The sequence below is a fragment of the Lonsdalea britannica genome (genome assembly GCF_003515985.1).
GTDB classification, from domain to species: domain Bacteria; phylum Pseudomonadota; class Gammaproteobacteria; order Enterobacterales; family Enterobacteriaceae; genus Lonsdalea; species Lonsdalea britannica.
Window position 1 is genome coordinate 1,241,459 of record NZ_CP023009.1, and the last position, 25,482, is coordinate 1,266,940.

Annotated in this window: 26 protein-coding genes; 8 read left to right on the forward strand and 18 right to left on the reverse strand. The window is 56.0% G+C overall.

Annotation, left to right across the window (positions count from 1 at the left end; translation table 11 throughout):
- Positions 1–5: 5 nt before the first annotated feature.
- From CKQ53_RS05840 to CKQ53_RS05860, 5 genes are all read right to left on the reverse strand, one after another.
- Complete coding sequence (locus tag CKQ53_RS05840; RefSeq protein ID WP_085650743.1) at positions 6–1,883, reverse strand: ABC transporter ATP-binding protein; 1,878 nt, start codon at positions 1,881–1,883, stop codon at positions 6–8.
- Positions 1,884–1,903: 20 nt separating this feature from the next.
- Positions 1,904–2,869 carry an N-acetyl-D-Glu racemase DgcA gene (dgcA, locus tag CKQ53_RS05845; protein WP_085650744.1) on the reverse strand — a complete coding sequence of 322 codons (966 nt, stop codon included), beginning with the start codon at positions 2,867–2,869 and terminating at the stop codon, positions 1,904–1,906.
- A gap of 4 nt (positions 2,870–2,873) precedes the next feature.
- Positions 2,874–3,881, reverse strand: a complete 1,008-nt coding sequence (gene dgcN, locus CKQ53_RS05850; protein ID WP_094117881.1) for an N-acetyltransferase DgcN — start codon at positions 3,879–3,881, stop codon at positions 2,874–2,876.
- Positions 3,882–4,211: 330 nt separating this feature from the next.
- Positions 4,212–4,553, reverse strand: coding sequence for a DUF202 domain-containing protein (locus CKQ53_RS05855; protein WP_085650746.1), 342 nt, complete (start codon positions 4,551–4,553; stop codon positions 4,212–4,214).
- Between the two features lie 9 nt (positions 4,554–4,562).
- A complete protein-coding gene (locus CKQ53_RS05860; RefSeq protein WP_085650747.1) occupies positions 4,563–4,949 on the reverse strand; it encodes a YidH family protein in 387 nt (128 codons plus the stop codon).
- A gap of 188 nt (positions 4,950–5,137) precedes the next feature.
- Here CKQ53_RS05860 and rph point away from each other — a divergent pair, with 188 nt between their 5' ends.
- Together rph and pyrE are read left to right on the forward strand one after the other, a co-directional pair.
- Positions 5,138–5,854: a ribonuclease PH gene (gene rph / locus CKQ53_RS05865; RefSeq protein WP_085650748.1), complete on the forward strand. Its 717-nt coding sequence runs from the start codon at positions 5,138–5,140 to the stop codon at positions 5,852–5,854.
- Positions 5,855–6,212: 358 nt separating this feature from the next.
- Entirely contained in the window at positions 6,213–6,854 is a 642-nt protein-coding gene (gene pyrE / locus CKQ53_RS05870) for an orotate phosphoribosyltransferase (RefSeq protein ID WP_085650749.1), read from the forward strand.
- A gap of 42 nt (positions 6,855–6,896) precedes the next feature.
- Here pyrE and slmA read toward each other — a convergent pair whose 3' ends face one another.
- From slmA to coaBC, 3 genes are all read right to left on the reverse strand, one after another.
- Complete coding sequence (gene slmA, locus CKQ53_RS05875) at positions 6,897–7,493, reverse strand: nucleoid occlusion factor SlmA (RefSeq protein WP_085650750.1); 597 nt, start codon at positions 7,491–7,493, stop codon at positions 6,897–6,899.
- A gap of 105 nt (positions 7,494–7,598) precedes the next feature.
- Positions 7,599–8,057, reverse strand: a complete 459-nt coding sequence (gene dut, locus CKQ53_RS05880) for a dUTP diphosphatase (RefSeq protein ID WP_085650751.1) — start codon at positions 8,055–8,057, stop codon at positions 7,599–7,601.
- Positions 8,041–9,267 carry a bifunctional phosphopantothenoylcysteine decarboxylase/phosphopantothenate--cysteine ligase CoaBC gene (coaBC, locus tag CKQ53_RS05885; protein ID WP_094117957.1) on the reverse strand — a complete coding sequence of 409 codons (1,227 nt, stop codon included), beginning with the start codon at positions 9,265–9,267 and terminating at the stop codon, positions 8,041–8,043. Before coaBC ends, dut begins: the two co-directional genes overlap by 17 nt.
- A gap of 195 nt (positions 9,268–9,462) precedes the next feature.
- Here coaBC and radC point away from each other — a divergent pair, with 195 nt between their 5' ends.
- From radC to mutM, 4 genes are all read left to right on the forward strand, one after another.
- Positions 9,463–10,128, forward strand: coding sequence for a RadC family protein (gene radC / locus CKQ53_RS05890; RefSeq protein WP_085650753.1), 666 nt, complete (start codon positions 9,463–9,465; stop codon positions 10,126–10,128).
- A 238-nt stretch (positions 10,129–10,366) separates the two neighbouring features.
- A complete protein-coding gene (gene rpmB, locus CKQ53_RS05895) occupies positions 10,367–10,603 on the forward strand; it encodes a 50S ribosomal protein L28 (RefSeq protein ID WP_026738455.1) in 237 nt (78 codons plus the stop codon).
- Between the two features lie 11 nt (positions 10,604–10,614).
- The gene (gene rpmG / locus CKQ53_RS05900) at positions 10,615–10,782 is read left to right on the forward strand and encodes a 50S ribosomal protein L33 (RefSeq protein ID WP_026738454.1); all 168 of its coding nucleotides are present in this window, start codon (positions 10,615–10,617) and stop codon (positions 10,780–10,782) included.
- A 107-nt stretch (positions 10,783–10,889) separates the two neighbouring features.
- On the forward strand, positions 10,890–11,699 hold the full coding sequence (gene mutM, locus CKQ53_RS05905) for a bifunctional DNA-formamidopyrimidine glycosylase/DNA-(apurinic or apyrimidinic site) lyase (RefSeq protein ID WP_094117880.1): 810 nt from the start codon (positions 10,890–10,892) through the stop codon (positions 11,697–11,699).
- 7 nt (positions 11,700–11,706) lie between these two features.
- Here the strand turns inward: mutM and coaD are convergent, their stop codons facing one another.
- From coaD to rfaQ, 6 genes are all read right to left on the reverse strand, one after another.
- The gene (coaD, locus tag CKQ53_RS05910) at positions 11,707–12,186 is read right to left on the reverse strand and encodes a pantetheine-phosphate adenylyltransferase (RefSeq protein ID WP_026738452.1); all 480 of its coding nucleotides are present in this window, start codon (positions 12,184–12,186) and stop codon (positions 11,707–11,709) included.
- Positions 12,176–12,949 (reverse strand): glycosyltransferase family 2 protein, encoded by a 774-nt coding sequence (locus CKQ53_RS05915; RefSeq protein WP_094117879.1) that lies wholly within the window; start codon positions 12,947–12,949, stop codon positions 12,176–12,178. Before CKQ53_RS05915 ends, coaD begins: the two co-directional genes overlap by 11 nt.
- Positions 12,949–14,226: a lipid IV(A) 3-deoxy-D-manno-octulosonic acid transferase gene (gene waaA / locus CKQ53_RS05920; RefSeq protein ID WP_085650756.1), complete on the reverse strand. Its 1,278-nt coding sequence runs from the start codon at positions 14,224–14,226 to the stop codon at positions 12,949–12,951. Before waaA ends, CKQ53_RS05915 begins: the two co-directional genes overlap by 1 nt.
- A 1,072-nt stretch (positions 14,227–15,298) precedes the next feature.
- The gene (locus CKQ53_RS05925) at positions 15,299–16,396 is read right to left on the reverse strand and encodes a glycosyltransferase (protein ID WP_094117878.1); all 1,098 of its coding nucleotides are present in this window, start codon (positions 16,394–16,396) and stop codon (positions 15,299–15,301) included.
- Positions 16,397–16,399: 3 nt separating this feature from the next.
- On the reverse strand, positions 16,400–17,527 hold the full coding sequence (locus CKQ53_RS05930; RefSeq protein WP_085650758.1) for a glycosyltransferase family 4 protein: 1,128 nt from the start codon (positions 17,525–17,527) through the stop codon (positions 16,400–16,402).
- Positions 17,524–18,594, reverse strand: coding sequence for a putative lipopolysaccharide heptosyltransferase III (gene rfaQ, locus CKQ53_RS05935; RefSeq protein ID WP_094117877.1), 1,071 nt, complete (start codon positions 18,592–18,594; stop codon positions 17,524–17,526). Before rfaQ ends, CKQ53_RS05930 begins: the two co-directional genes overlap by 4 nt.
- A 211-nt stretch (positions 18,595–18,805) precedes the next feature.
- Here rfaQ and CKQ53_RS05940 point away from each other — a divergent pair, with 211 nt between their 5' ends.
- Entirely contained in the window at positions 18,806–19,765 is a 960-nt protein-coding gene (locus CKQ53_RS05940; protein ID WP_094117876.1) for a polysaccharide deacetylase family protein, read from the forward strand.
- Positions 19,766–20,881, forward strand: a complete 1,116-nt coding sequence (locus tag CKQ53_RS05945) for a glycosyltransferase family 9 protein (RefSeq protein WP_094117875.1) — start codon at positions 19,766–19,768, stop codon at positions 20,879–20,881.
- An 84-nt stretch (positions 20,882–20,965) separates the two neighbouring features.
- Here CKQ53_RS05945 and CKQ53_RS05950 read toward each other — a convergent pair whose 3' ends face one another.
- The 4 genes from CKQ53_RS05950 to rfaF all read right to left on the reverse strand — a co-directional run bounded on the left by CKQ53_RS05950 (position 20,966) and on the right by rfaF (position 25,463).
- On the reverse strand, positions 20,966–21,817 hold the full coding sequence (locus CKQ53_RS05950; RefSeq protein WP_085650762.1) for a glycosyltransferase family A protein: 852 nt from the start codon (positions 21,815–21,817) through the stop codon (positions 20,966–20,968).
- A gap of 110 nt (positions 21,818–21,927) precedes the next feature.
- Entirely contained in the window at positions 21,928–22,995 is a 1,068-nt protein-coding gene (locus tag CKQ53_RS05955; protein WP_162896329.1) for an O-antigen ligase family protein, read from the reverse strand.
- 444 nt (positions 22,996–23,439) lie between these two features.
- Positions 23,440–24,414, reverse strand: coding sequence for a lipopolysaccharide heptosyltransferase RfaC (gene rfaC / locus CKQ53_RS05960; protein ID WP_094117873.1), 975 nt, complete (start codon positions 24,412–24,414; stop codon positions 23,440–23,442).
- On the reverse strand, positions 24,411–25,463 hold the full coding sequence (gene rfaF, locus CKQ53_RS05965; RefSeq protein ID WP_118894761.1) for an ADP-heptose--LPS heptosyltransferase RfaF: 1,053 nt from the start codon (positions 25,461–25,463) through the stop codon (positions 24,411–24,413). Before rfaF ends, rfaC begins: the two co-directional genes overlap by 4 nt.
- Positions 25,464–25,482: the final 19 nt, after the last annotated feature.

The window sequence follows — 25,482 nt, forward strand, 5'->3', positions numbered from 1 at the left end:
CGTTTTTATGTGTTGTTTTCGTGTGTACTGACCCAGTGGTGCGGCGCGACCTGGCGATACTTCGCCTTGGTGACCTTCTCGCTGGCTTTTTTCAGCGGGGAAGGAATTTCGCTGTCGTCCAACTGACGTTCGCTGCGTCGCAGGGGATCGGCCACCGGCACCGCGGACAGCAGGCGGCGGGTATACGGGTGCTGCGGGTTGTTGAACACGGACTGACGGGGACCGATTTCCACAATCTGCCCGAGATACATAACTGCCACGCGGTTGGCGATACGTTCCACAACCGCCATGTCGTGGGAAATAAAAATCCACGACACGCCGGTCTTCTGTTGCAAATCCATCATCAGGTTGACGACCTGAGCCTGAATGGACACGTCGAGCGCGGACACCGCCTCATCGGCGATAATCACTTCCGGTTTCAGCGCCATGGCGCGGGCGATGGCGATGCGCTGGCGCTGTCCGCCCGAAAATTCATGCGGATAGCGTTGGGCGTGCTCCGGCTCCAGACCGACGCTTTTCAGCAGCGCCTGCACCTGCGGCGTCGCCTCTTCCAGCGACTTCACCAGCCCGTGCAGCATCAGCGGTTCGGCGATCGTAAATCCGACGGTCAGACGCGGATTAAGCGAGGCGTAGGGATCCTGAAACACCATCTGCATCTTGCGGCGCAGCGGTTGGAACGCTTTGTCCCGAATCAGCGATACTTCTTTGCCCTGAAACTGAATGCTTTCGGATTCGCTGTCGACCAGCCGCAGCAGCGCGCGGCCGGTGGTGGATTTTCCGCAGCCGCTTTCGCCGACAATCGCCAGCGTTTCGCCCGGCCAGACGCTGAAGTCGATTTGCTCCACCGCATGGACGTGGTGCGTGACGTGGGACAAGATGCCGGTGCGTACCGGGTAATAAACCTTGAGGCCGCGGATATCCAATAGCGGCGGCGCATCGTAGCGCGCGGTGATATGGTCGCTTTCCGGCGTTTTCTGGCTCTGGCCCAGCAGCGGGAAACGGCGCGGCCAGCGGCTGTTCTCCATGTCGCCCAGTTTCGGTACGGCAGCCAGCAACGCCTGGGTGTACGGGTGCTGCGGCGCGGTGAAAATCGCCTCGACCGTTCCCTCTTCGACCACTTCGCCTCGGTACATCACCACCACCCGGTCGGCGATTTCCGCAACGACGCCCATGTCGTGGGTGATAAACAGGACGGCCATATCGCTCTGCTGTTGCAGGTCGCGCAGGATTTGCAGAATGCGCGCCTGCACGGTGACGTCCAGCGCCGTCGTCGGTTCATCGGCGATAAGCAACTGCGGATCGCAGGCCAGCGCCTGCGCAATCATCACCCGCTGGCGCATACCGCCGGACAGCGAGTGCGGGTAGCTGTTCATCACCCGGTCGACGTCGGCGATGCGCACTTTGCGCAGCAGCGCTCGCGCCTTGCTGTCGGCCGCCGCCGCATCGCAGATCTGATGGTCTAACAATGCTTCGGTCAGCTGATCGCCGACCTTCAGCACGGGGTTCAGGGAGGTCATCGGCTCCTGAAAGATCATCGCCATTTCACGGCCGCGCAGTTGGCGGCGGGCGTCGTCTTTCATTTGCAGCAGCGAGTGCTGCTCGCCGCCGCGCGTGGTAAAGCGAATCGTCCCGCGCTCGATGCGAGCGGCGTTGGCCAGCAGGCCCATGACCGTCAGCGAGGTCACGGATTTACCCGAACCGCTTTCGCCCACTACGGCCACCACTTCACCTTTATTTAGCGTGAAAGAGACGCCTTTCAGCGCCAAATGGTTGCCGGAGCGGCCGTTGAAGCTGACGCTCAGGTCGTTGATTTCCAGCACCGGACGCGGCGCGCTGCCGGATGCTGTGGCGGCTGTCGGTTCTGTGGACTGGGTATCCGTCATCGTCACTCCGGGGTTTGCGGTTATAGCCAAATGCGGCCGAGGTTGTAGGTCAGGTAAGGGGCGCTGTCCGCCGCCAGCCAGATCGGGCCGTCCAGATCGACATGGATGGCGCTGAGCGTGACCGGCAGCGCGGCTTCCATCGCCAGCGAGGAGCCGAGCATGCAGCCGATCATGATGCGCAGACCGCACCGCTTGGCTTCATTGACCATCGCCAGCGCTTCGGTCAGGCCGCCGCACTTGTCGAGCTTGATGTTGATCATTTCGTAGCGATCGCGCAGCGCGGCGATGTCTCCGCCGTGATGGCAGCTTTCATCGGCGCAGATCGGTATCGCGTGAATGAAGTCCGCCAGCGCGCCGTCTTCTCCGGCGGGCAGCGGTTGTTCCACCATCGCGACACGGCAAGCGGCGAGCTGCTGGAGCAGCGGCCCCAGATCGCGCCCTCCCCAGGCTTCATTGGCGTCGACGATCAGCGTCACGTTAGGCGCCACCTGACGAATGGCCGCCACTTTCTCCACAATCTGCTCGCCGTTCAGCTTGATTTTCAGCAGCAGCGCGCCGCGGGATACGGCGTCAGCGGCGGCCTTGACCATGTTTTCCAGCGTGTCGAGGCTGAGCGTTTCGGCGGTGATGACGGACTGCGGCGCCTGAATCGCCAGATGCTGCCACAGCGTCTGTTTGTTCAGCGCCGCGTTGAGCCGCCATAGCGCGCAGTCAATCGCATTACGCGCGGCGCCCGGCGGCAGTAAAGATTGCAGGTCGTTCAGTGAAACGCCGCGCTCTACGGCATCCCGCACCGTTTCCAGCTGTCGGACGACGCCTTCAGGCGTTTCCTGATAGTGGGCCGTCGGCGTGCATTCGCCGCGGCCGATAAAGCCGCGCTCTTCCAGCGTGACTCGTACCACGGTGACTGCGGTACGCGTGCCGCGGGAGATGGCGAACGGGCGAGCCAGCGGTAATTCCACGGTTTCGATCTGCATCTGTCGCATTGGTTTACTCCTGCTCTTTCAACAGCGCGGCGATGTCCTGCATGCCGAAACGAACGGAGTCGGTCGCTGGCACGCCAAAGCGTCGGCTGATCTCCTGACAGTAATCACGCGCTTCCTGTTCAGTGTAGTTGGAGGTGTTGATGGCGAAACCGGCCAGCTTCACTTCCGGGCTGGTGACGCGTGCTGCGCGCAGGTTGGCTTCCACGCAGTCTTCCAGACTCACCATCGGCTGGTGCGGCAGATGACGCATATGTGGACGACCCATTTCGTGACACATCACCAGCCAGTGCGGCTGTGCGCCGTGGATTAAGCCGGTGCTGACGCCTGCATAAGAGGGGTGGAACAGGGAACCCTGTCCTTCCACGATATCCCAGTGGTCGTCGTCGTTCGCGGGGGACAGCGCTTCGGCGGCCCCGGCGATGAAGTCGGCGATGACGGCGTCAATCGCGATCCCTTCGCCCGCGACCAGCACGCCGGTCTGGCCGGTGGCGCGGAAGTCCGCCTTCATTCCCAGATCGCGCATCGCCGCTTCCAGCGCCAATGAGGTGTACATCTTGCCCACGGAGCAGTCGGTGCCGACGGTCAGTATGCGTTTGCCGCTGCGTTTTTCGCCGGAGCCGACGGACAGTTCCGGGCGCATGTGGCGGATGTCGAACAGCTGTACCTGATGCTTCTCTGCCAGCGCTTGCAGGCCCGGTACGTCAACCAGACGCTGGTGCAAGCCGTTGGCGACGTTCATGCCCGCCTCAATCGCGGCGCGTACGGTGTCCAGCCAGTGCTGCGGCAGGAAGCCCCCGGCATTGGCCGTACCGAGCACCAGCGTTTTGGCTCCGCGCTCAGCGGCGGCGGCGATATCCAGATCGTCCAAACCGAGCGACAGGGTGCTGCCCGGCAGGCGCAGTTGGCCGACGCACTGTTCCGGACGCCACGCGTGGATGCCGCGTGCGGTTTTGATAGCCAGGGGATCGGTCACGTCGCCAAGGAAAAGCAGGTAAGGTTGAGGGATCAGCATAATGTCGTTTCTCATCGTTAATGGAATAAGGCAGAACCTTGGGCGCTCGGGGGATGTCGGCGTGAACCTGTTTTCATCCGGCGAACCGCCTGTGCACCGTGTCGGCCCGACGTTGCGCTATTGCCATCTTCCGCGTCGTTCGTGCCTGCCGGGGGTCAGTTCTCTGTCTATGACTATTTCACGATGCCTGAGCGGTGACGAATGCTTGTTTGTCGGTGGGGTATAGCCTGAGGGTATAGGTGATTTTTTATATATCCATTTGTTTTTAAATGAATAAATTAAAGCAATGGTCGGTTGGGGAGTGCTGGCGCGGCGCGCTATAAGCCCCCGTTATAGGGGCAGAAGTAGAGAAAACAACGCATGCCCGGCGATCAGCAGGGCGATCAGGATAAAGGTCAGTGTGAATCCACGCATGACGATGGCAGGAGGAATACGGTGCGTTTTCGGCGCGTTCTGGAGGCCGCGCAGGCGCAGTGGAACCCAGATGAAGATCGTCAGCGACGCCAGCAATAGCAGAATACCGGCGGCCAGCAGCAGCGGTTGGGTGCTGAGCGTCCCGGCCTTCAGCAACAGGGCCGTGTTGACCAGCAGTAGGATGGCGGTGCGCGACCACGCCAGCACGGTGCGTTCCGGCTGAACGCCCGGGTCACGCGGTAACGGCGAAGAGGACATCGTCTGCGCCTACAGCTGCGCGATTAGCAGCGCCAGTGCGAGGGCGACCGCGCCAAGGCCGCAGGCGAAGACGACCAACAGGGAGGTATACGGCAAAGGAAGGCCGTTGCGCATCGCCCGTTCGTTGCCCGCCCAGCGCCGGTAGGCCATTCCCGCCATCAGTGCGGAGGCGAGGGCCAGCAGGACGGCAATCCCCTGTCGTACGGCAGGCGACGCCAACGTGGTCGTAAACTGGTCGATGGCGACCGCACCAGCCAGCAAGGCCAGCGCGGTGCGGATCCAGGCGAGAAACGTGCGCTCGTTGGCCAGTGAGAAACGGTAGTCCGGCGTCGTGCCCTGCTGCTGCCAGGGGAGGTCAGTGCTGGGAGCCTGGTCGTTCTGTTGTGTGTCACGCATGGCGTAGATTCACCGGCTGATGAAAAGTCGAGCTAACAGTCTACATGCGGAAAGAGGGACGCTCCAGCCGTTCGGGACGCCATCGCTGGCGGTCTTCGCGCCCGTTTTAATCCGCCGGGCCGGTAGGCAGGGCCGGGTGAAGTCCGTATAATGCGCGCCAGTCAACATTCACCCGCCGGAGAGAAGCCATGCGCCCTACAGGCCGAAGTGCACAACAGATACGCCCGCTCACGTTAACCCGTCATTACACCAAACACGCGGAAGGTTCCGTCCTCGTCGAATTCGGCGATACTAAGGTGTTGTGTAATGCCACGGTGGAAGAAGGCGTACCGCGCTTCCTGAAAGGGCAGGGCAAAGGATGGGTGACCGCGGAATACGGCATGCTGCCGCGCTCAACGCACACCCGTAACGCGCGCGAAGCCGCACGCGGTAAGCAGGGCGGACGTACGCTGGAAATTCAGCGTCTGATCGCCCGTTCTCTGCGTGCCGCGCTCGATCTGAAAACGCTGGGCGAATTCACCATCACGCTGGACTGCGATGTCCTGCAGGCCGACGGCGGCACCCGCACCGCCTCCATCACCGGTGCCTGCGTGGCGCTGGCGGATGCGCTGAATGCGATGATTGCTAACGGCAAACTGAAGAAAAACCCGCTGAAAGGCATGGTGGCCGCGGTTTCCGTCGGTATCGTCAACGGCGAAGCGCTCTGCGATCTGGAGTATGTGGAAGACTCTTCCGCGGAAACCGATATGAACGTGGTGATGACCGAAGACGGCCGTATGATTGAGGTGCAGGGCACCGCAGAGGGCGAACCGTTCAGCCACGACGAGCTGTTGGCGCTGTTGGCGCTGGCTCGAGGGGGCATCGAGACGATTATTCAGGCGCAGAAAGCGGCGCTGGCGGAATAAAGAATCAATGAAGAAGCGGCCCAAAGGGTCGCTTTTTTTTCGTCGGAATAAAACCGCCGGCGATGGGTGTCACTGGAATTAAGGTGTTAGCGCGGTCATTCATTGTGTGATGTCGAGTGTTCATCTTTAGAATGTTCAATGTCGGACGGCCGTGATTCAGGTAGGAAACGCTTCCCAGCGGCAGCGCGTCGGGCCTTCTGAGCGTGCCGGTTAGACGCCGTCCGCCGAGGGGAGCAAAAAGCTAAACGTTTTGGCGTCAGGAGGTCTTTCTCCATCGCCGGCCAAGGTCGATTGGCTCAAAGGACGCGGTTTTCGGTTTGTCGCCGGGTATTCATCCATCATCACAGGAGAAGTTGTCATGAAAGCCTATCAACGCCAGTTTATTGAATTCGCACTCAGCAAGCAGGTATTAAAGTTCGGCGAGTTCACGCTGAAATCCGGGCGCACCAGCCCCTATTTCTTCAATGCCGGGCTGTTTAATACGGGGCGTGACTTGGCCTTGCTGGGGCGCTTTTATGCCGCGGCGCTGATGGACGCGGCTATCGAATTCGATGTGCTGTTTGGGCCAGCCTATAAAGGCATTCCTATTGCGACAACGACGGCGGTGGCGCTGGCGGAACATCACGATCGCGATCTGCCCTACTGTTTCAATCGGAAGGAAGCCAAAGATCACGGCGAAGGCGGCAGTCTGGTCGGCAGTCCGCTGGTCGGGCGCATCATGCTGGTGGACGATGTCATTACGGCGGGGACCGCAATTCGTGAGTCGATGGATATCATTTCCGCGCAGGGCGCGTCGCTGGCAGGCGTGCTGATTGCGTTAGACCGTCAGGAACGTGGACGCGGCGAGCTTTCCGCGATTCAGGAAGTGGAACGAGATTACGCGTGCAAGGTGATTTCCATCATCACCCTGAAGGATCTTATCGCCTATCTGCAGGAAAAGCCGGAAATGGCGGAGCATTTGGCCGCGGTACAGACCTATCGCGATAGTTACGGCGTCTAAACTGTCTGGCAGCGCCGCCGGTGAGCGGCGCTGCCATCATCCCTATGCTATCTGGGCGGCCAACAGCGGCCAGCGAGTGTCGAATTCCTGGGTGGGAAGAAAGCGAAATTCCGAACGGGTATAGCGGGACAGCATGCCTTCACAGAAGGCCAATAGCTGACTGGCCAGCAGCGTTTCGTCATTCTTGAACGGCTCTCCGCCGCGCATTTTGTGTTCCCGTAGAACCTGCTTGATCTGCGATTCAATACGGTCAAACAGCTGGTTGATCCTTCCCTGCAGGCGATCCTGCTCAAACATCAAGGCATGACCGGTCAGAATGCGGGTCAATCCCGGGTTTTTTTCGGCAAACCCCAAAATCAGCAGCAAAATCAGACGAAGACGATTAAACGTCTCCTTTTCATCCTGCAAAATCAAGTTGATACGGGTTGTCAGGCTGTCTTCGATAAATTCGATCAGGCTGTCGAACATCCGGGTTTTACTGGGAAAATGCCGGTAAAGCGCCGCTTCAGATACGCCGACGTTAGCTGCCAGTTTTGCCGTGGTGATCCGTTGACTGCCGTCGCTGGATTGCAACATCTGCGCCAGTGCTTGCAAGATTTCCTCGCGACGGTTCCTTTTCGTATTTTCTTTCTCTGCCATGTCTGAAAAGACCCTTGATAAAGATTCAACTGCCCACACCAGATAGCGCCACAGTCGCGTCACACGCTGTGGCTTATAGGTTTTTTTCGTAAGATTAGATGTGGATCAGTGACGGCCCGAGTGACCGAAACCACCTTCTCCGCGTTCGCTGCTGGTGAATTCGTTAACCAGATTGAATTCAGCCTGAACGACCGGCACAAAGACCATTTGCGCGATGCGTTCGCCGGGTTCGATCGTGAACGGCGTCGAGCCCCGGTTCCAGACAGAGACCATTAACTGACCCTGATAGTCGGAGTCGATCAGTCCGACCAGATTGCCCAGCACGACGCCGTGCTTATGGCCCAGACCGGAGCGAGGCAGGATCACCGCCGCCAGTGACGGGTCGCCGATGTGAATGGCCAGACCGGTCGGCAGCAGCGTTGTTTCGCCTGCGCCGAGCACCACGGCGTCATCCAGACAGGCGCGCAGGTCCAGACCGGCGGAACCCGGCGTGGCATACGTCGGCAACGGGAATTCCTGTCCGATGCGCGGATCGATAATTTTTACGTCAATTTTTTTCGTCATATCGGCTGACAATCTCGTCAATTAGCTGTTGGCCCAGGAGACGTTTGCTGCCGAGCGGCAATTGTTTGTCTCCTCCGTGCCAGAAAAGGTGCAACGCGTTGGTTTTCGCATTGAAGCCGCGGTCGGCTTGGGACACGTCGTTTGCGCAGATCAAATCCAGCTTTTTGCTGGCCAGTTTCTGCCGCGCGTATTCTTCCACATTAGTGGTTTCGGCAGCAAACCCGACAACATAAGGCCGATGTTCCTTCATCGCCGCCACGTCGGCGATGATATCCGGATTTTTTACCAGGGTGACAGTCATTTCATCCCCCTGCTTTTTGATTTTTTCGCTCTCCACGCTTTTCGCGCGGTAGTCCGCTACGGCCGCGCAGCCGATCACGATGTGCTGTTCGGGGGCGGCGGACATAACCGCTTCATGCATTTCCAGCGCGCTGGCGGTGTTGATCCGTCGTACGCCGTTGGGGGTTGGCAGATCGACCGGACCGGCGACTAGCGTAACATTCGCGCCGCGCGCCGCTGCGGCTTCGGCAATGGCGAATCCCATCTGACCGGAGCTGTGATTGCTGATGAAGCGAACCGGGTCCAGCGCTTCTCGCGTCGGGCCTGCGGTAATCAGGACGTTCAGGTGTGGCAGATCGGCGGTTCGCGCGAAAAATTGCTTAGCGCACTCCACGATATCCAACGGGTCGAGCATTCTGCCGGGTCCGACGTCGCCGCAGGCCTGGCTGCCGCTGTCCGGTCCCCAAATGTGCACGCCGCGTTCGCTCAAACGTGTGAGGTTGTCCTGCGTGGGCCGCGCGCGATACATCTGTTGATTCATGGCCGGCGCGACGGCCAGAGGCGCTGCGCTGGCGAGACAGGCGGTAGTCAGCAGGTCGTTGGCCATGCCGACCGCCAGTCGGGCGATCACATCGGCCGATGCGGGAGCGACAATCACCAGATCTGCCCATTTTCCAAGTTCAATATGCCCCATCGCAGCTTCTGCGGCGGGATCCAGCAAGTCGTCCGCTACCGGATAGCCGGAGACGGCCTGAAGCGTGAGCGGCGTGATGAACGCTTTGGCCGCAGGCGTCATGACCACACGCACCTCCGCGCCTTCGTCCCGCAGGCGGCGAACCAGCTCGGGGCATTTGTAGGCGGCGATACCTCCGCTGATACCCAGTACGATATGTTTGCCGGCGAGTGCGAGCAGACTGGAGAGTTCCGTCATCGTTTTGTCCGAGTGTGAGCTAAAGAAAGTGTTGGGCATTTTACCATAAGCGTCCGAAGGAAATGGAATCTTGTCATGGAGACGCGTGTTGCAACGACAGATTGCGTACCTCCTCGCATCTTCTCCCCCGTCTCCTCGTTCATCCCTTGTCCATATGCCAGAATGCCTTCAAGACTCAGGGAGGGGGACACGACCATGATGTGGCTAAACGGGCAGGCACCGAGGGAAAAACTGATACGGAAAGGGGCCTGCGCATTGACGGATACGGAACTGCTCGCCATTTTTCTTCGTACCGGGTTGCCGGGAACGCACGTTATGCAGCTGGCGGAAAATCTGCTGAATCAGTTTGGGTCATTGCATCAGTTGATGACGGCGGAGCAGACCCAATTCCGTACGGCGCGCGGTATCGGGCTTTCCAAATATACGCAGCTGCAGGCGGTGGGGGAGCTGTCGCGGCGGCTGTTTTCCTCCCGATTGGCGCGCGAAGACGCCATGATCAGCTCGGAAGTGACGTTGCAATATCTGCAGTTACTGCTGGCGCATCGCGAACGCGAAGTTTTTTTAGTCCTTTTTCTAGACAATCAGCATCGTGTCATTCGCCATCAGGAGATGTTTGCTGGTACGATTAACTGCGTAGAGGTGCACCCGCGAGAAATTGCTCGTGAGGCGCTGAAGGCGAATGCGGCAGCGTTGATTCTGGCGCACAACCATCCGTCGGGAAAGGCAGAGCCCAGTCAGGCTGACCGCGCCATTACGGAACATATCGTCAAAGTATGCCAATTGTTGGACATCCGCGTGCTTGATCACTTGGTTATCGGGCACGGTGAGTACACCTCTTTTGCCGAGCGCGGGTGGATTTAAGGCATATTTCGACGATCCTGAGGGATCTTTAACTGTTCGGGACTTGAGCGCATACGCTTCAGAGCGTATACTACGCCACCTTTGAGAATCTTGGGTGTGGCGTTAAGAGCCTATCTCAGCAGGTTTCCCCTGATGACAGAGTCTTTTCAGTGAAGTTGCTGAGATGGGCTCTAGAGCCTGACGAGGCGGCCAACACCCTATACGAAGCTCGAGCTGATTTGATTTTTGGAGAATAGACATGTCCCGAGTCTGCCAAGTTACTGGCAAGCGTCCGGTGACGGGTAACAACCGTTCCCACGCACTGAATGCGACCAAACGCCGTTTTCTGCCGAACCTGCACTCACACCGTTTCTGGGTGGAAGGTGAGAAGCGTTTTGTTACGCTGCGCGTATCTGCTAAAGGTATGCGTATTATTGATAAAAAGGGTATTGAGACGGTTCTGGCCGACTTACGTGCCCGTGGTGAGAAGTATTAAGGAACTGAATCATGGCTAAAGGTGTTCGCGAGAAGATCAAGCTGGTTTCTTCTGCTGGTACTGGTCACTACTATACCACTACGAAGAACAAGCGCACTAAGCCGGAAAAACTGGAACTGAAGAAATTCGATCCCGTTGTCCGTCAGCATGTGATCTACAAAGAAGCTAAAATCAAATAATTTTAGTGGATTATCAAAAACCCGGCTTCGGCCGGGTTTTTTTGTGTCTGCAATTGGCGAATACGGCTGTGGTAGAGTGTTCGCGACGACTTTTCACGGGAGGAAACATGCCTGAATTACCAGAGGTGGAAACCAGCCGCCGGGGGATTGAACCCTATCTGGTCGGACATACCATTATGCATGCGGAAGTGCGCAATGCGCGCCTGCGCTGGCCGGTATCCCCTGAGATTATGTCGCTGAGCGATGAACCGGTGCTCAGCGTTCAGCGTCGCGCAAAATACCTACTGATTGAATTGGCTCGCGGTTGGATGATTGTTCATCTCGGCATGTCGGGCAGTTTGCGTGTGCTGCCTGAATATGTGGAGCCCGGCAAGCATGACCATGTCGATCTGGTCCTGGATAGCGGCAAAGTACTCCGCTACACCGACCCACGCCGCTTCGGCGCCTGGCTGTGGAGCGCGGATCCGGCAACGAGTTCCGTGCTGGCTCATCTGGGACCGGAGCCACTCAGCGATGCGTTCAGCGGCGACTATATGTTCGATAAGTCGCGAGGCCGGAAGACGCCGATAAAGCTTTGGATTATGGATAACAAGCTGGTCGTCGGCGTGGGTAACATCTACGCCAGCGAATCCCTGTTCAGCGCGGGCATTCTGCCGGAGAGAGCCGCAGGCTCGCTGAGCGAGGCTGAGTTCCAGCTATTAGCCGACACCATCAAGAAGGTGCTGCTACGCTCCATCGAACAAGGCGGGACTACACTGCGGGACTTCCTGCAGTCGGACGGTAAACCCGGGTATTTTGCGCAGGAACTGCAGGTCTACGGCCGCAGCGGCGAACCTTGTCGTCACTGTGGGACGCTGATTGAAAGCCTGAAACAGGGGCAACGCAGTACCTTCTTCTGCCGTACCTGCCAGCGCTGACGGCGCGTCAGGCCAGCTTTTTCTGCAGGGCTGCCGAGATGGGCGGAGGGAGAAACGGATCGATGTCGCCGCCGTGTCGGGCGACTTCTTTCACCAGGGTGGACGAAATAAAGGACCACTGCTCCGCAGGCATCAGGAACACGCTCTCCAGCTCGGGCATCAGGTGCGTGTTCATCTTCGCCAACTGCCACTCATACTCGAAGTCCGATACCGCCCGCAGTCCGCGCACCAAAATATTCGCCTGATGCTTCTGAGCAAAATGCGCCATCAGTTCGCTAAATCCCATCACTTCGACGTTAGTCAGATGACTCGTCACTTCGCGCGCTAGCGCAACGCGTTCTTCCAGCGTGAACAGCGTATTTTTGCTGGGGCTCGCGGCTATCGCCAGGATCAAGTGGTCGAACATCCGGGCGGCACGGGTCAGCAGGTCGAGATGGCCATTGGTCAACGGGTCGAAGGTGCCGGGGTAGATCGCTCTAGTCGTCATGATGTTTACGCTGGTTATTCAGTGCCCATAAGCCAGTATATTTATTAAACGTGTACTGCGCATTGACTATCGCCAGCAGCAGTCCGCGCTTGCCGTCCAGAAAGCCTGCGCGCAACAGCCAGGTCTTGGCGAAAGCGCCGAGCGTATGGGTCAGGATGGACAGGTAGCTGCAGCGTTTACCCGCCTGGAAACGCGACTGCGCCCAGCTGGCGGCGTAATCAAACTGCTTTTGTTGAAAGGCGAAAAAATCCCGACAGGTGAGATGCTGGAGATCGCCTGCCAGCGAAACGACGCGCGCGTCGCCATAGTCCAGCGACTCATGCACCGCGTTATCGTTATAGCGATAGTGGCGCGGATAAAGGCGAATTACCTCGTCGGGATACCAGCCGCTGTGGCGCATAAAGCGACCTAAAAACAGATTGCGGCGAGCGCAGCGATAGACCGTTTTCCCGTCGGGTGATGCGAGCACGCGCTCAATGGCGAGTCTCAACTCAGGCGTTACGCGCTCATCACAGTCGATCATGAAGATATAGTCGCCGCTGGCGTAGCTTTGCGCCCGCTGACGTTGCCGACCGAAGCCCGGCCAGTCGTCATGTTCGAATACCTGTGCGCCGAACTGACGCGCGATCGCCTGCGTGTCATCGCTGCTACCGGAGTCCAGAACGATGATTTCGTCCGCCCAGGAGACAGAGGCCAGACAGTCCGGCAGTAGTTCAGCCTCATTGCGGCTGATAAGCACGACGGACAGGCGAGGGTGGCTCATTATTGTCTCCGTGGCGGTAGATAGGGTTCCAGTAGTTTTAGCAGACTTTGTAGCGCGCCCTGATTTTTATGCAGCACCTGTACCGCGTGACGGCCGTAATACTGGCGATAGTCATCGTCGGAGAGAAGATTACTGACCTGTTCGACCAGCGAAGCGGTGTCTGTCACCGTGATCAGTCCGTCGGACTGCTGCAATCGGGCGCATATATCTTTGAAGTTAAACGTATGCGGGCCCATCAGCACCGGGATGGCATGGGCTGCGGGCTCCAGCGGGTTATGGCCGCCGCGTCCAATCAGGCTGCCGCCGACAAAGGCGAGGTCGGCAATACCGTATAGCAGCATCAGTTCACCCATCGTATCGCCAATCACGACCTGCGATGAGGCGGGCGGAATCGCGCCTTCGCTGCGCAGGGTATAGTCGAGACCGGCTTTGCTGACGATTGTCTTGGCGTCGTTGAAACGCTCTGGATGGCGCGGCACCAGAATCAGCAGCAGGTTGGGGAAGGTCTTTAGCAGCTCGCAGTGCGCGTCGACGATGATTTTCTCTTCGCCGTCGTGGGTACTGGCGGCGATCCACACCGGGCGCTGTGAGGCCCATTGACGGCGCAGCGTCACGGCTTTCGCCGCCAGTTCTGGCGTGACGGAGATATCGAATTTCAGGCTGCCGGTGACGTTCAGCTGTTTACGTTTGAGGCCTAATGAAATAAACCGCTCGCCGTCTTCCGCATTCTGAACGGCGATCAGCGTAATGCGTCGCAGCAGGGTGCGCATCAGTTTGCCCAGCTTTTTGTAGCCGGCGGCGGAGCGTTCGGAAAGACGGGCGTTGGCGATGACCAGCGGAATGTGACGCTGATGCAGAGCATCGATCATATTGGGCCAAAGCTCGGTCTCCATCACAATCACCAGCCGAGGCTGAACGTGATTCAGAAAGCGCTTCATCGCCCCCGGTAAATCGTAGGGCAGATAGACGTGGTACACGTCTTTGCCGAAGGCGGATTGCGCGCGTTCAGAGCCGGTCGGCGTCATGGTGGTGACCGTGATGGGCAGCGACGGGTAGCGGTAGCGTAAGGCTCTCACCAGCGGTACGGCAGCCAGTGTTTCTCCCACGGAGACAGAGTGCAGCAGGATACCTTCCGGTTTTACCGTGTCTTTGTAGAAGCCGTAACGTTCGCCCCAGCGTTTGCGATAGGCAGGGATTTTACGGCCGCGGAGCCAAAGACGGATCCAGATCAAGGGCTGGATAAGGTAAAGCAGAAAGGTATACAGCAGCTGTAACATAAGTATCTATATTTAAGTCAGAGATAGCGAATTCTATATATTTATAGCCGCTAAATCTATCACTTACGATAACAGGGGCCGCGATATCTCTTTTTTTCGGAGGTCAGTGTAATGCTAATTACATCAGTATGTTGCAACGATTACACTTTGCCGCCATTTGAGCGTAACTCGCTGTAATGATTGGTTTTTACGATAGGTCATGTCGTCAGTTTCCTTACGAGAATGTTATGCGAAAAATTATATAATTTATATAAATAAAATTCGAAAATGGTGCACGAAAATATACGGTCAATTAATAACGCCATGCTGGCGTCATTGAAAATCGTCATTATCGGAAATAAGATTCCATAAATAGGCGCGCATATTCTGTGTTTCATGATTATTTTTTAACGCATCTCTGTTCGCTCATTCAGACGACATACCCCGTTTTTATTGGTCATCATAAAATAAGGCGTCGAAAATTTTTTCGTCTTTTTTCTTCTCGTCATGAGCGTATTACCATGCCTGAATTTAGCTATCTCGCTATGGGTCATTTGATGGTGAATCGGAGATGGACTTCCGTGAATATAATATATAACTAACTGAATTATAGTAAAAATATATCATTTTTATTTGTTATAAAAAGAAGCCGTCTACTTTGCCTAGCCTAGGTGATAAGCGATAATTCTCCGTTGAAATACGGAAACAAGAACGCTTTCTTTTTGCCCTCTTTTCTTATTTTTCCGAGGTGAAATCTCTTTCAGGGGAAAGCTAATCGCAAAAAATAGCGCTTTAACTGTCCTCAATATGATTTCCCATCACAGCCTATTTTCTTCCGATGAAAAAAATGAAACAGAATAGGTCTCTATTTGCCTATTTTTCTGTGAACAATGCCGGCCCGTCGGTGCTGAGCCGGAAGGGCGTTATATCTCTCTCTTTCAGATAAATCCAGATACCACCTGAAAGCACGAAGGGAGACGTCGCAATGTGAATAAAGCGGGGGAGAGTCACTTTGCTTCACGTCGCGGCTGCGACGTAAGAGTGTGAGCGGCCCGTCACGGCCGCTTTGCCATTATCGCAAGGAGTGGGACGGTTAACGCGTTCCGAGAGCGAGATAGGCTCCGCATATAGCGTCAATGCGGTAGCGCTCGAGCTGCGCCTTATCAATTTCCGGCGGAGAGTCCAGTACCGATTTTAGCGTTGCCGCCAGCGAGTCGTCGGACAACTCCGCCAGACCCTGGGCCAGTGGACCGGTCAGGATTTCTTCCGGCCCTCCGGGGCAGCGGGTGCTGACGACCGGCGTTCCGCAGCTTAGCGCTTCAACCAGTACGTTGCCGAAGCCTTCGCTGTCAGAGCTCAACACCAGCAGGCGGGCATGGCGGATATAAGGGTAAGGGTTGTCGCAGAATCCTTGAAAGATAACGCGATCGGCCACGCCCAACTCGGTGGCCAATTGTCGTATGCGCTGAACTTCCTCGTCCTTACCTTTACCCAGCAGCACCAGCGGTATCTCGATACCGCTCAGCGCGTAGGCGCGGATCAGGCGGTCATGACGTTTATTGGGATGAAAGCGGCCGACGTGCACCAGATAATCTGTCCCCGCGCGTTCGCACGGCTGGTCAGCAAGTGCGGCGATCGCCTCAAAATCAAATGGATTGTTGATAACCGCCGCATCTGATGGGCGGACCTGGAAGGCGTTTTGTAAATCCGACAGTACCGCCTGGGATACCGCAACGATGTTGCGCTGCTGGTAGACCCGCTGAATCTTAACGCGTTTGAACCAGCGGGAAAGGCCGGTTCGATGGCCGAGATAAGACGGGGAAAACATGCCGTGCAGGCAGAACCAGACGTTGTCGGGATTCAGCGCCTTGCTGCGGGACACAATACGGTCGGTCTTGTGCAGGTTTGACAACACCAGGTCGAACGCACCCTGCTGCGTTTGCGCACGTTGGATTGCCGTATCCAGCATCGCGGCGCGACGGCGCAGTTCGGTGAGCTTGCGCCAGGGCGCACGGCTGTGGTCGGCGATCGTCTGATAATCCACGCCTTCGGGCACCGGGTATTCGCAGACGTCGCGCAGCGAAAAAAGCGAAACCTGGTGCTGTTGAGCGACCAGGCCCGCCGCCAGCGTCAACACCACTTTTTCTGCGCCGCAGCCGGGCAGACCGTCGATGATCATTAAGATACGCATGCGTTAGTCCAATAAGGTTTGATAGAGCGATATCAGCTGCTGAGAGAGCTTCTGCGGCGACGCGTCGATAATGCGCGCGCGCGCCGCGGCGCCCATGCGGCTGCCGGGTGCGGCGGCGGGCAGCGCCATAACGGCATCGGTCAGCGCAGGGACGTCTAGCGCATCGCAGACGAAACCATTTTCTCCGCCTCGGATAAACTCCGATCCGCCGCAGGTCGTTGTCGTGATGACCGGCAGCCCGCAGGCCATCGCTTCCAGAATCACGTTGGGGAAGGGGTCGTAGAGCGTAGGCAGCAGCAGACCGTCGGCGGCATGATAGTAAGGCTGTGGATCTTTCTGCATACCGGTAAAGCGTACTCTCGACTCGCATCCCAGCGATGCGGCCAGCGCCCGGTATTGACGTTCAGCCTTATCCTGCCCGACAACGATCAGGTAGCGGTTCGTTCCGGCAATGGCCCGGATGGCCGCCGCCAGTCCTTTACGTTCGAAGCCTGAGCCGACGTAGACCATCACGCAGGCGTCCTGCGGCAGCGTCAGAGCGACGCGCATTGCCCGGCGCTGCGACTCTTCAGCGGGTAAAAAGCGCGTGCTGTCGATAGCGTTGTAAATTACGTGGATCTTGTCTGCGCTGAGCCCGAAATCTTCGATAATTTCCTGTTTAATCAGTTCTGCGTTACAGATGACCGCTTTTAGCTGCGGCGCCCGATACATCTCGCCCTCCGCCTGCATGACGTAGCGATGGAAGCGGTTGGAGAAAAGCAGCGGTTTGCGCCAGGCGGGCAGCAAACGCGCGCGCTGCATCAGCCAGCGACGATGAACGCCGTCACCAGCCCGATAAATGTCGCATCCTGCGATGCGCTCGTGACTTTGTACCAAATCGAACTGTTCTTGCTGCCACAGCGCGCGGGCAGCGTCGGCAAATCCACGCTCACGTCCGACTCTGGTCCAGTAGCGAGGATTACACAGGTGCAAATGCCAGTCCGGCTTCTTTTCACCCTGCCACTGACGCGTGATGACGTTCAGCTGTAAATCTTCCTCTTCCAGCGCTTCCAGCGCACGGCTCACAAAGCGTTCGGCGCCGCCGTCCGGCCGATATTTCTGCCGCACAATGGCGAGGCGAAAATGACTCATGATAGTTGTCTCCGTGCCGCGGCCGTGACCGCCTCAACGGGGATCAGGTCAAGGTAACGTTGTTGTGTCCCGGTATCGATATCATCCGGGTCGGGCAGCGTGCCGTAGTCGCCGGCCCAGATCACTTCTCCCGGTGCCTGCCAGGGACGCCAAAAATGAAGTTTCGAAGGGCCAAATAGGGCGATGCTGGGCGTTTGCAGGGCGGCGGCCATATGCATGGGGACGGAATCAACGCCCAGAAACAGGCGAGCGTGGTCGATGAGCGCCGCCAGCTGGCGCAACGTCAGCTGACCTGACAGCGAGATGACCCCCTCGGCCGGACAGCGGGCGAGAATATTGGAGACCATCTGTTGTTCTTTAGCATCCGGCCCGGATGTCACGACGACGGTGTGTCCGTCCTGCTGCAGTGCGGAAATCGCCGCTGCCATCTTCTCTTCGCTCCAGCACTTGAACAGCCAACGCGAGGTGGGCTGGACGACGATGTAAGGGCCGTCGACCTGCTGCTGTCGCAGCTTTTCCTGACACTGCGCCCAGTCTTCGGCGGTATAGCCCATCGTGACCTGCGTGCTGACGGAGGAAATCCCCAGCGGCGAAAGAATAGAGAGGTTTTGCTCCACGGTGTGCTGGTGCGCATGCGGCGCCGTGCTGGCTAAAGCGCTGTGGCAGTAGCGCCACAGCAGATGCTGACGTTTATCGAAATCGAACCCCAGCCTAATCGGCGCGCCGGTGAGTTTCGCTATCAAGGCGCTTCGCCACTGATCGGCCAGGTTGATAACGAGATCGTAATGCTGATGACGCAGCTGGCTGATCAACTGCCACTCTTTGCTGAGCTGGGTGCGCAGCCCCTGTTTTTTCCATTGGCGATCGATAGCGTAAATATGATGGATGCGTGGATTGGCGACCAGCATGTCCTGCGTTTCAAGGTACAGCAGAACATCAATTTGGGCATCCGGATAGGTTTGACTCAGGGTGTTGATAACCGGGGTGGTTAACAGCATGTCGCCATGATGGCGAAATTTTATCAGCAGAATATGCCTGACGGCATGGGCTGTGGCGTGATTCATCAGCGGCGTTTCTCATTGCAAGCAGAAGGCGATTTTAGATGACATCGCTATGAGTGGCTACTATTGATCCCCGACGAACTTGGTTATCCATTTAACCTGTGTAGCAACATCTTCGGTTACAATAATTACTTTTCACGGCGACAGTCGCGGTTTAGGCTTTCCGCGTCACCGACTTACGTCACGTCATGTCCTTAGATTATCAGGCGCTATTTCCATGTGTAAACCAGCATTTATCATCACGATCGACACGGAAGGAGACAATCTTTGGCAAAATAATGACAGGATTACGACAAGAAATTCTCATTATTTGCCGCGGTTTCAGCAGCTCTGTGAAAAATACGGTTTCAAACCAACTTGGTTAACGAATTACGAGATGGCTTTAGATCCCGCGTACATCGAGTTCGCCAGAGATGTCATCGCCCGAGACCAAGGAGAGGTGGGGATGCATCTGCATGCCTGGAATAATCCGCCTGAGTTTGACCTGACCGGGGATGATTGGCGCTATAAACCTTATCTGATTGAATACCCTAAAGCGCTGATGCGACAGAAAATCGAGTACATGACGTCGTTACTCGAAGATACGTTCCAGCGTAAAATCCGCAGCCATCGTTCTGGCCGCTGGGCATTGAATGAAGACTACGTTCAGTTGTTGATGGAATACGGCTATGAGATTGACTGTTCCGTTACACCGCGTGTGAATTGGCAGTTTTCACCGGGCGACCCAAACGGGCAAGGCGGCACCGACTACAGCCGTTTCCCGCACCACGCTTACTTCATGGACCCGAATAACATTGCACTGCCGGGCCACTCCACGTTGCTGGAAGTGCCAATGAGCATTCAATACAAGCACAGTGGTTTCCTTAACGCGATGACCCGGATGTACGATCGCCTGCGTGGAAAACAGCGTAGCGCTTCCGTGAACTGGGTACGGCCTAAAGGCGGCAATTTGCGTCAGATGGAATCGGTGGTGGAAAAGGTGTTGGCGGAGGGCAATGACTATGTGGAGTTTATGCTCCATTCGTCGGAATTTATGCCGGGAGGCAGCCCGACGTTTCCTACAGAGCAGCATATAGAAACGCTGTACCATGACTTAGACGCGTTATTCGCCTGGCTGGCAGATAAAACAAAGGGGAAAACGTTGTCGGAATATTATCAGGGAATTAAGGCTGTTTAGATGAAGAAAGGCTGGAAATTCAAACTTGTAGATCTGTTTTTGCGTATGTATACCCGTTGCAGCGGTCGACTTCGGCCTGCGCAGCAGCTTATAACTGAGAGCGCGTTCTCCCACATCGTCATCTATTCTACGACCGCGCTGGGCGATTTGATGTTCAATACGCCGGCCATCCATGCGGTGCGTCAGCGCTACCCCCAGTCAAAAATCACGCTGGTGGTGCATAAAAAGTTGGAAGCCTTCGTTGAAGGTGGAGAAGATTGGCAGCACGTCGTGTGTTGGAACACCAAAATCAAAACGCTGCCTCAGCTGGTTCGGGATATCCAACAGTTCGGTATGCCCGATTTGGCCATCATTCTGCATTCACACGATCCTTATGATTATCTGAGCGCGGTGATGTCAGGCGCGAAATATGTGTTGCGTGATAACTATGTTGACGGAATCACACCAATGGATCGCTGGCTGGCGGGATATGTCATCGGGTTTCGTGGCCATGTGATTCAGCGCAAGCTGGCGCTGGTGTCTATGTTGGGCGCGGACGTCAGCGATATCAGTATGCGCATCCCTTTTGCGGTGCCGCCAGCCGATAACATCGGGCGTGGAGCGGTAATTGGCTTTCAGATGGGTGCCTCGACGTCTGAACGGTGCTGGCCGATGGAGAATTTCGCCGCGGTGGCCGAGCATTTTCTTACCACGAATTCTACCTGCCAAATTGCACTGACGGGATGGTCAGGCGATAGCCCTCTGGCTGAGTCACTGTTGCAGCAGCTAAACCCAGCGCTGCACTCCCGCATCGTCAACCATATCGGTTCGTCCAGCCTGAAAGAGTTAGTGGGGCTGATCAACGGTATGGATGTGTTGGTGACCGGGGACACGGGGCCTCTGCATATTGCCATTGCGCTTAAAGTACCGACGGTTAGCCTGTTTGTGACCGCGGAGCCGCACAGCACCGGCCCTTATCAGGATCCAGACTTGCACGATGTGATTTATGGCGCCACCAACAATCTCGCGATTCAGCAAGGCCATGTGATGGAGGCGATTAAGCCACAGCAGGTGATTGATAAGGTCGAGCGTCGCATTGAGCGGATAAAGACGACGGCTGACGATGTGAGCCATTAAGGCTGCTTTGGCTGCAACGACTGTCGTTGACGGTGCCTTCGGGTCAGTTAAAACGCCCCTGACGAAAGTCGAGGGGCGTTATAGTTAGCGGGCCAGAAAACCGAACAGGTATCTGAACCACCACATCGGTTTCCAGAGCGTATTTTTCTTACGTGCTGGCGGCGTGCGGTGGACGTTTTTCACGATGCTCCAGCTGAAGTTCAGGAACATCCTGCTGTGCCCAAACTCCTCGCCGTAGGTCTCGATCTCATGTTTCTTTTTATCATCGACGGGCGTGTTGGCCGAGAGATCGCGCTCCAACGTGTGGTATGACTTATTACGGTTTACATTCCTTTCTGAACACAGGTATTTCTTTGATAAATAACGCTGAATGGAGCCGTGGTACTTCTGATATTTCACGAAGCGATAATCCTCCGCGCCGTAGTTACCCGCGAATTCCTCGTCGTAGCCGAAAAAGCGCATGAATCGGGCGCGGGACATAAAGAACAGGTTGGAGTGGCCTTTGTAGATTTTCTGCGGGTTTTCCGGCGAGTTGCGATAGAGCTTAAAGAAGGTGCGTCCCGGATTGCGTCTGTCCGCCATGTAGCGCAGCGTATTTTCATGGATGATATGGTCGAGATCGGTCATCACGATTTTATCGGACTTGGCGTAGAGGACGCCGAGGTTACGCGCTCCCGCCTGATTCCATGGAATGTTCTCGTTGATCTTGATCCAGATGAGGTTCAGGTTGAATTCGGGAATGTCGTAGCTGACCGGGGAGCCGTCGTCGACGATGACGAACTGGATGACGTCCAGCAGCTCGGGGGAGTACTGCTCATACTCGCGCAGCAGTGAGGTAACGGATTCTATATCGCTTTGGTTGCAATAAAAGTGAGTGACGTAGCTCAGTTTGATATGTGACTTATCAACCCTGTTAATTTCTCGAATATTTTCCATGTTGGCCTGTATGTAATAATAATTTATCTAAAGTTATTATATATTTGAAAACACTGTGTGCAATGAAAAACAGAATATCATCATTGCTATCAATGATATTCTGTTTGCTTTCAATCGTTAGCGGTTTGTCCGGAAGAACTGGGCTTATAGGCGATAATGCCTAAGAGTAACCCGCTCAGGAACATATATTCTTCCATATAATGATCTAATAATATTCTGTCTACCATTGAACGGAAGAAAAAACCGCTCGAAAGGAGTAACAGTACGACGCCGATGGTCTTGTTTTCTTTAAAGAACGCTCGGATGGATATTTTGAATATCATCAGGTTGTACATAACCCACAGTAAAATCCCAAGAACGCCGTATTGCAGACCGTATTCCAGAATACCGCTATGGCTGTGGCTGATATCGATCAGCGGATTATGATATTTCTCATGCAACCGTTGTAAAAATGCCGTTTTGCTGGTGCCAATGCCCAGCGGATACTCAACGATAAAATCTGTCGCCTGATGAACATAGGCCATCCGACATGCATTCGAGTGGCTGACCGGCGTACCGTCCGCATGCACCGGAACGACTCGTTCCGGGCTATTAAAGATAAAACAAAAGCTGTTACTGGGGGCATTCCAGCCCACTTCGACATCTTCTCTGATACTTTTCCAGCGAGGATCTTTTTCGTAGGAAAACAGGCCGACGCTGACCACCGTGCAAATAATGAGCAGTACGTAGAGGCTTAATTTCCACAGATTAATCGCGTGGAATTTTCTAATGATAAACACCAGGCTGATGGATAATATGCCAAAGATCATACCGACCGTGCCCCAGCGGGTATTGGCCAGCCCGGTTGCAATGACGTTAGAAATAATCAATGCGACGACCACGCCGGTATTTAACGTCAGCAGTCTGCGGTTTTCCAATATACGTAACAACAGATCAGAAAAGATAATGATGCTAATCAAATTGATTTGAAAGCTGAGTTCCAGACGCGATGGAAATATATAAGTTTCTCCCCACATGATGGTGCCGGAATTAACGAAGATATACGCAATCGTCAGGATATGAAGGAATATGGGTGCCCAAAAACTTAAAATAACGGCGGTAATCAGTTTTTTGTAGCTCAGATTTGGAAAATTAAATGCGATGATAGAATAAAAGGCCAGCCCGTAAATAAATAACATGAGCGGCCTCATCCATTGACTGTGCCAGGCCCTCAGCGTGTCGTGAAGATTGGGTGAAAATAAGAGCGCACACGACAAAGTCACGACGGTCATTACCCCTAATACAATCAGCACGTGCTTTAATTTACCTGTGTCTAAACTTTGCAAAAAACGTCGGTCTTTGAAAAAAAGTAACAACGAAAAGACAAAGGCGCTGTAAATAAGCAAATTCCGGTGGAAAGGTAAAAGGCTGCTGGGGATAGCCCAAAAAGAGCATAGTAATAACGTGATTACCAGTAAAAATAGCGCAATGGGTTTATGGCTCGATAGTGACATATTTACCTTCTGGGAAGAATCTCCAGCTCCCTATTTTGCTTTCGTCTGTTTTTGTATCATCAAAGTTAAACATGACATTAAAGTATCCCATTGATGAGGTGGAATATTCTTATTTGTCATTTTTTATAATTAGAAATCATGTTTTTGATCGAGCGACAAACGGGAAAAAATATCGGCGCTGGTTATGGAACGCATCGTTTTATCATGGGAGACAACGGCGATTTGATTTTTCCCGTATCCCCCAATTAATCCCGGATCCGTTGGGCCATACAGCGTAATATTTGGCCGATCGAGCGCCGCCGTCAGATGACTCAGCCCGGTGTCGACCGAGACGACGGCTTTGGCTCCGGCCAATACCGTGGATACCTGTTCGAGATTAAGTCGCGGCAGAACGTCGACGTGCGGGAAACCCTCCGCGAGCCGCAGCGCGCGCTGATGCTCATGTTCCGCTCCCCACGGCAGTTTGATGCGAAGACCACTGGTTTGCATACGTCCAATCAGTTCGCGCCAGTGATCTTCCGGCCAGTGCTTTTCATCTCGAGTGGTGGCGTGCAGAAAGACCAGATAACGCCCGGCGTCTTCTGGCGGCGACGCCAAAAATTTAGCGGCAATCGCGTAGTCCCCGTCATCTGTAGGACGGCGATAGTTCAGGCTGATAGAAAACAGTTCACGAATGCGCTCGACGGCATGCTGCTCGCGCGCCACCCGATGACGGTATTGATAAAACCAGCTGGCTAGCGGCTCGCGGGCGCTCTTCCAGTCCAATCCATGCTTGTTACCCCGTGCCAGACGCGTGACCAGCAGCGCGCTTTTGATCAGCCCCTGCGCGTCAATGACCGCGTCGTAACGACGGGAACGCAGCAGATGCTTGAATGCTGAACGCTCATGGCGAACGGCGGCGCTGAACCAATTTTTGCGCCAGCGGCGAATCGCAACCGGAATCACCCGGTCAACGGCCGGATGCCAGCTTGGGATCTGAGCAAATCCCTCTTCTACCACCCAGTCAAACTGGATGCCCGGCACAGCGTGCATAGCGTCGGTCAACGCGGGAAGGGTGTGCAGAACATCTCCCATGGAGGAGGTTTTCACGATCAGCACTCTCATGCCTGCGCTCCTCGCTCATTCATCTGCTTTCCCAACGCGTTCAATACCTGTTCCGGCTGAATGTCGATCAGACTCTGGTGATAACCCTGCTCCGCATCGCCTTTGCGCACGCGATGGTAGCCGCTTATCAAGCGGATCACTTCCGCCTCTTTGGAGAGTGGCGGCGTAAAGTCGGGGCTGCTGGGACCGTAAAGGGCGACGAGCGGCCGGTTGAGCGCGGCGGCGACATGCATGAGCCCGGAGTCGTTGCTGACCACGGCGCGGCAGGCGGCGAGCAGTACGACGGCCTGATCCAGCGAGGTATTCCCCGCCAAATTGAAGCAGGACGTCTTCGCCTCTGTCGTCAGGGTATCGCGAATATCTTCGCCCGCCTGACGGTCGTTGGCCGAACCGAACAGCGCTACCTGATAACCGCGTTCGATCAACGCCTGAGCCAGTGCGCCATAGTGGTAATGAGGCCAGCGTTTGGCCGGCCCGAATTCCGCGCCGGGACAAAATCCGATCAGCGGTCGGTCGTCCGGCAGGCTGAATTCGGCGATGGCCGCCGCAATCTCGGCCTCGGAGACCTGCAACTGCGGCCACGGCAGCGACGCGGGGAGGTCGTTCGCGCTGTTGACGGTCTTCGCGTCATAGCCGAGTGCGACGTAACGTTGCACCATCAGCGGAAAGGCCGTTTTGTCCAGCACGCGAACGTCATTCAGCAATCCGTAGCGCATTTCGCCGCACCAGCCGGTGCGCTGCGGTATCTGCGCGAAGAACGGCACCAGCGCGGATTTGAATGAGTTGGGCAGGACGTACGCGCGATCGTAGCGCTGGGGGCGAAGTGCGACCCCCAGACGACGGCGTTCGCCCAGTTGCAGCGCGCCGTGGCCCAGCGGCATAGCTAGCGCCTGATTGACTTCCGGCATGCGAGCCAGCAACGGACGGCACCAGGCCGGTGCCATCACGTCGATGACGGCATCCGGGTGTTCGGCCTTGAGTGTGCGATAAAGACTGTGCGACATCATCATGTCGCCAACCCAGGAAGGGCCGATTACCAGAATTTTCATACCGTTCGAGATCCCCTAC

Coding starts and splice junctions, on each gene's coding strand:
- CKQ53_RS05840 (WP_085650743.1), bottom strand. CDS start 1,883: ATGACGGATACCCAGTCCACAGAACCGACAGCCGCCACAGCATCCGGC.
- dgcA (WP_085650744.1), bottom strand. CDS start 2,869: ATGCGACAGATGCAGATCGAAACCGTGGAATTACCGCTGGCTCGCCCG.
- dgcN (WP_094117881.1), bottom strand. CDS start 3,881: ATGCTGATCCCTCAACCTTACCTGCTTTTCCTTGGCGACGTGACCGAT.
- CKQ53_RS05855 (WP_085650746.1), bottom strand. CDS start 4,553: ATGTCCTCTTCGCCGTTACCGCGTGACCCGGGCGTTCAGCCGGAACGC.
- CKQ53_RS05860 (WP_085650747.1), bottom strand. CDS start 4,949: ATGCGTGACACACAACAGAACGACCAGGCTCCCAGCACTGACCTCCCC.
- rph (WP_085650748.1), top strand. CDS start 5,138: ATGCGCCCTACAGGCCGAAGTGCACAACAGATACGCCCGCTCACGTTA.
- pyrE (WP_085650749.1), top strand. CDS start 6,213: ATGAAAGCCTATCAACGCCAGTTTATTGAATTCGCACTCAGCAAGCAG.
- slmA (WP_085650750.1), bottom strand. CDS start 7,493: ATGGCAGAGAAAGAAAATACGAAAAGGAACCGTCGCGAGGAAATCTTG.
- dut (WP_085650751.1), bottom strand. CDS start 8,057: ATGACGAAAAAAATTGACGTAAAAATTATCGATCCGCGCATCGGACAG.
- coaBC (WP_094117957.1), bottom strand. CDS start 9,267: ATGACGGAACTCTCCAGTCTGCTCGCACTCGCCGGCAAACATATCGTA.
- radC (WP_085650753.1), top strand. CDS start 9,463: ATGATGTGGCTAAACGGGCAGGCACCGAGGGAAAAACTGATACGGAAA.
- rpmB (WP_026738455.1), top strand. CDS start 10,367: ATGTCCCGAGTCTGCCAAGTTACTGGCAAGCGTCCGGTGACGGGTAAC.
- rpmG (WP_026738454.1), top strand. CDS start 10,615: ATGGCTAAAGGTGTTCGCGAGAAGATCAAGCTGGTTTCTTCTGCTGGT.
- mutM (WP_094117880.1), top strand. CDS start 10,890: ATGCCTGAATTACCAGAGGTGGAAACCAGCCGCCGGGGGATTGAACCC.
- coaD (WP_026738452.1), bottom strand. CDS start 12,186: ATGACGACTAGAGCGATCTACCCCGGCACCTTCGACCCGTTGACCAAT.
- CKQ53_RS05915 (WP_094117879.1), bottom strand. CDS start 12,949: ATGAGCCACCCTCGCCTGTCCGTCGTGCTTATCAGCCGCAATGAGGCT.
- waaA (WP_085650756.1), bottom strand. CDS start 14,226: ATGTTACAGCTGCTGTATACCTTTCTGCTTTACCTTATCCAGCCCTTG.
- CKQ53_RS05925 (WP_094117878.1), bottom strand. CDS start 16,396: ATGCGTATCTTAATGATCATCGACGGTCTGCCCGGCTGCGGCGCAGAA.
- CKQ53_RS05930 (WP_085650758.1), bottom strand. CDS start 17,527: ATGAGTCATTTTCGCCTCGCCATTGTGCGGCAGAAATATCGGCCGGAC.
- CKQ53_RS05940 (WP_094117876.1), top strand. CDS start 18,806: ATGTGTAAACCAGCATTTATCATCACGATCGACACGGAAGGAGACAAT.
- CKQ53_RS05945 (WP_094117875.1), top strand. CDS start 19,766: ATGAAGAAAGGCTGGAAATTCAAACTTGTAGATCTGTTTTTGCGTATG.
- CKQ53_RS05950 (WP_085650762.1), bottom strand. CDS start 21,817: ATGGAAAATATTCGAGAAATTAACAGGGTTGATAAGTCACATATCAAA.
- CKQ53_RS05955 (WP_162896329.1), bottom strand. CDS start 22,995: ATGTTATTTATTTACGGGCTGGCCTTTTATTCTATCATCGCATTTAAT.
- rfaC (WP_094117873.1), bottom strand. CDS start 24,414: ATGAGAGTGCTGATCGTGAAAACCTCCTCCATGGGAGATGTTCTGCAC.
- rfaF (WP_118894761.1), bottom strand. CDS start 25,463: ATGAAAATTCTGGTAATCGGCCCTTCCTGGGTTGGCGACATGATGATG.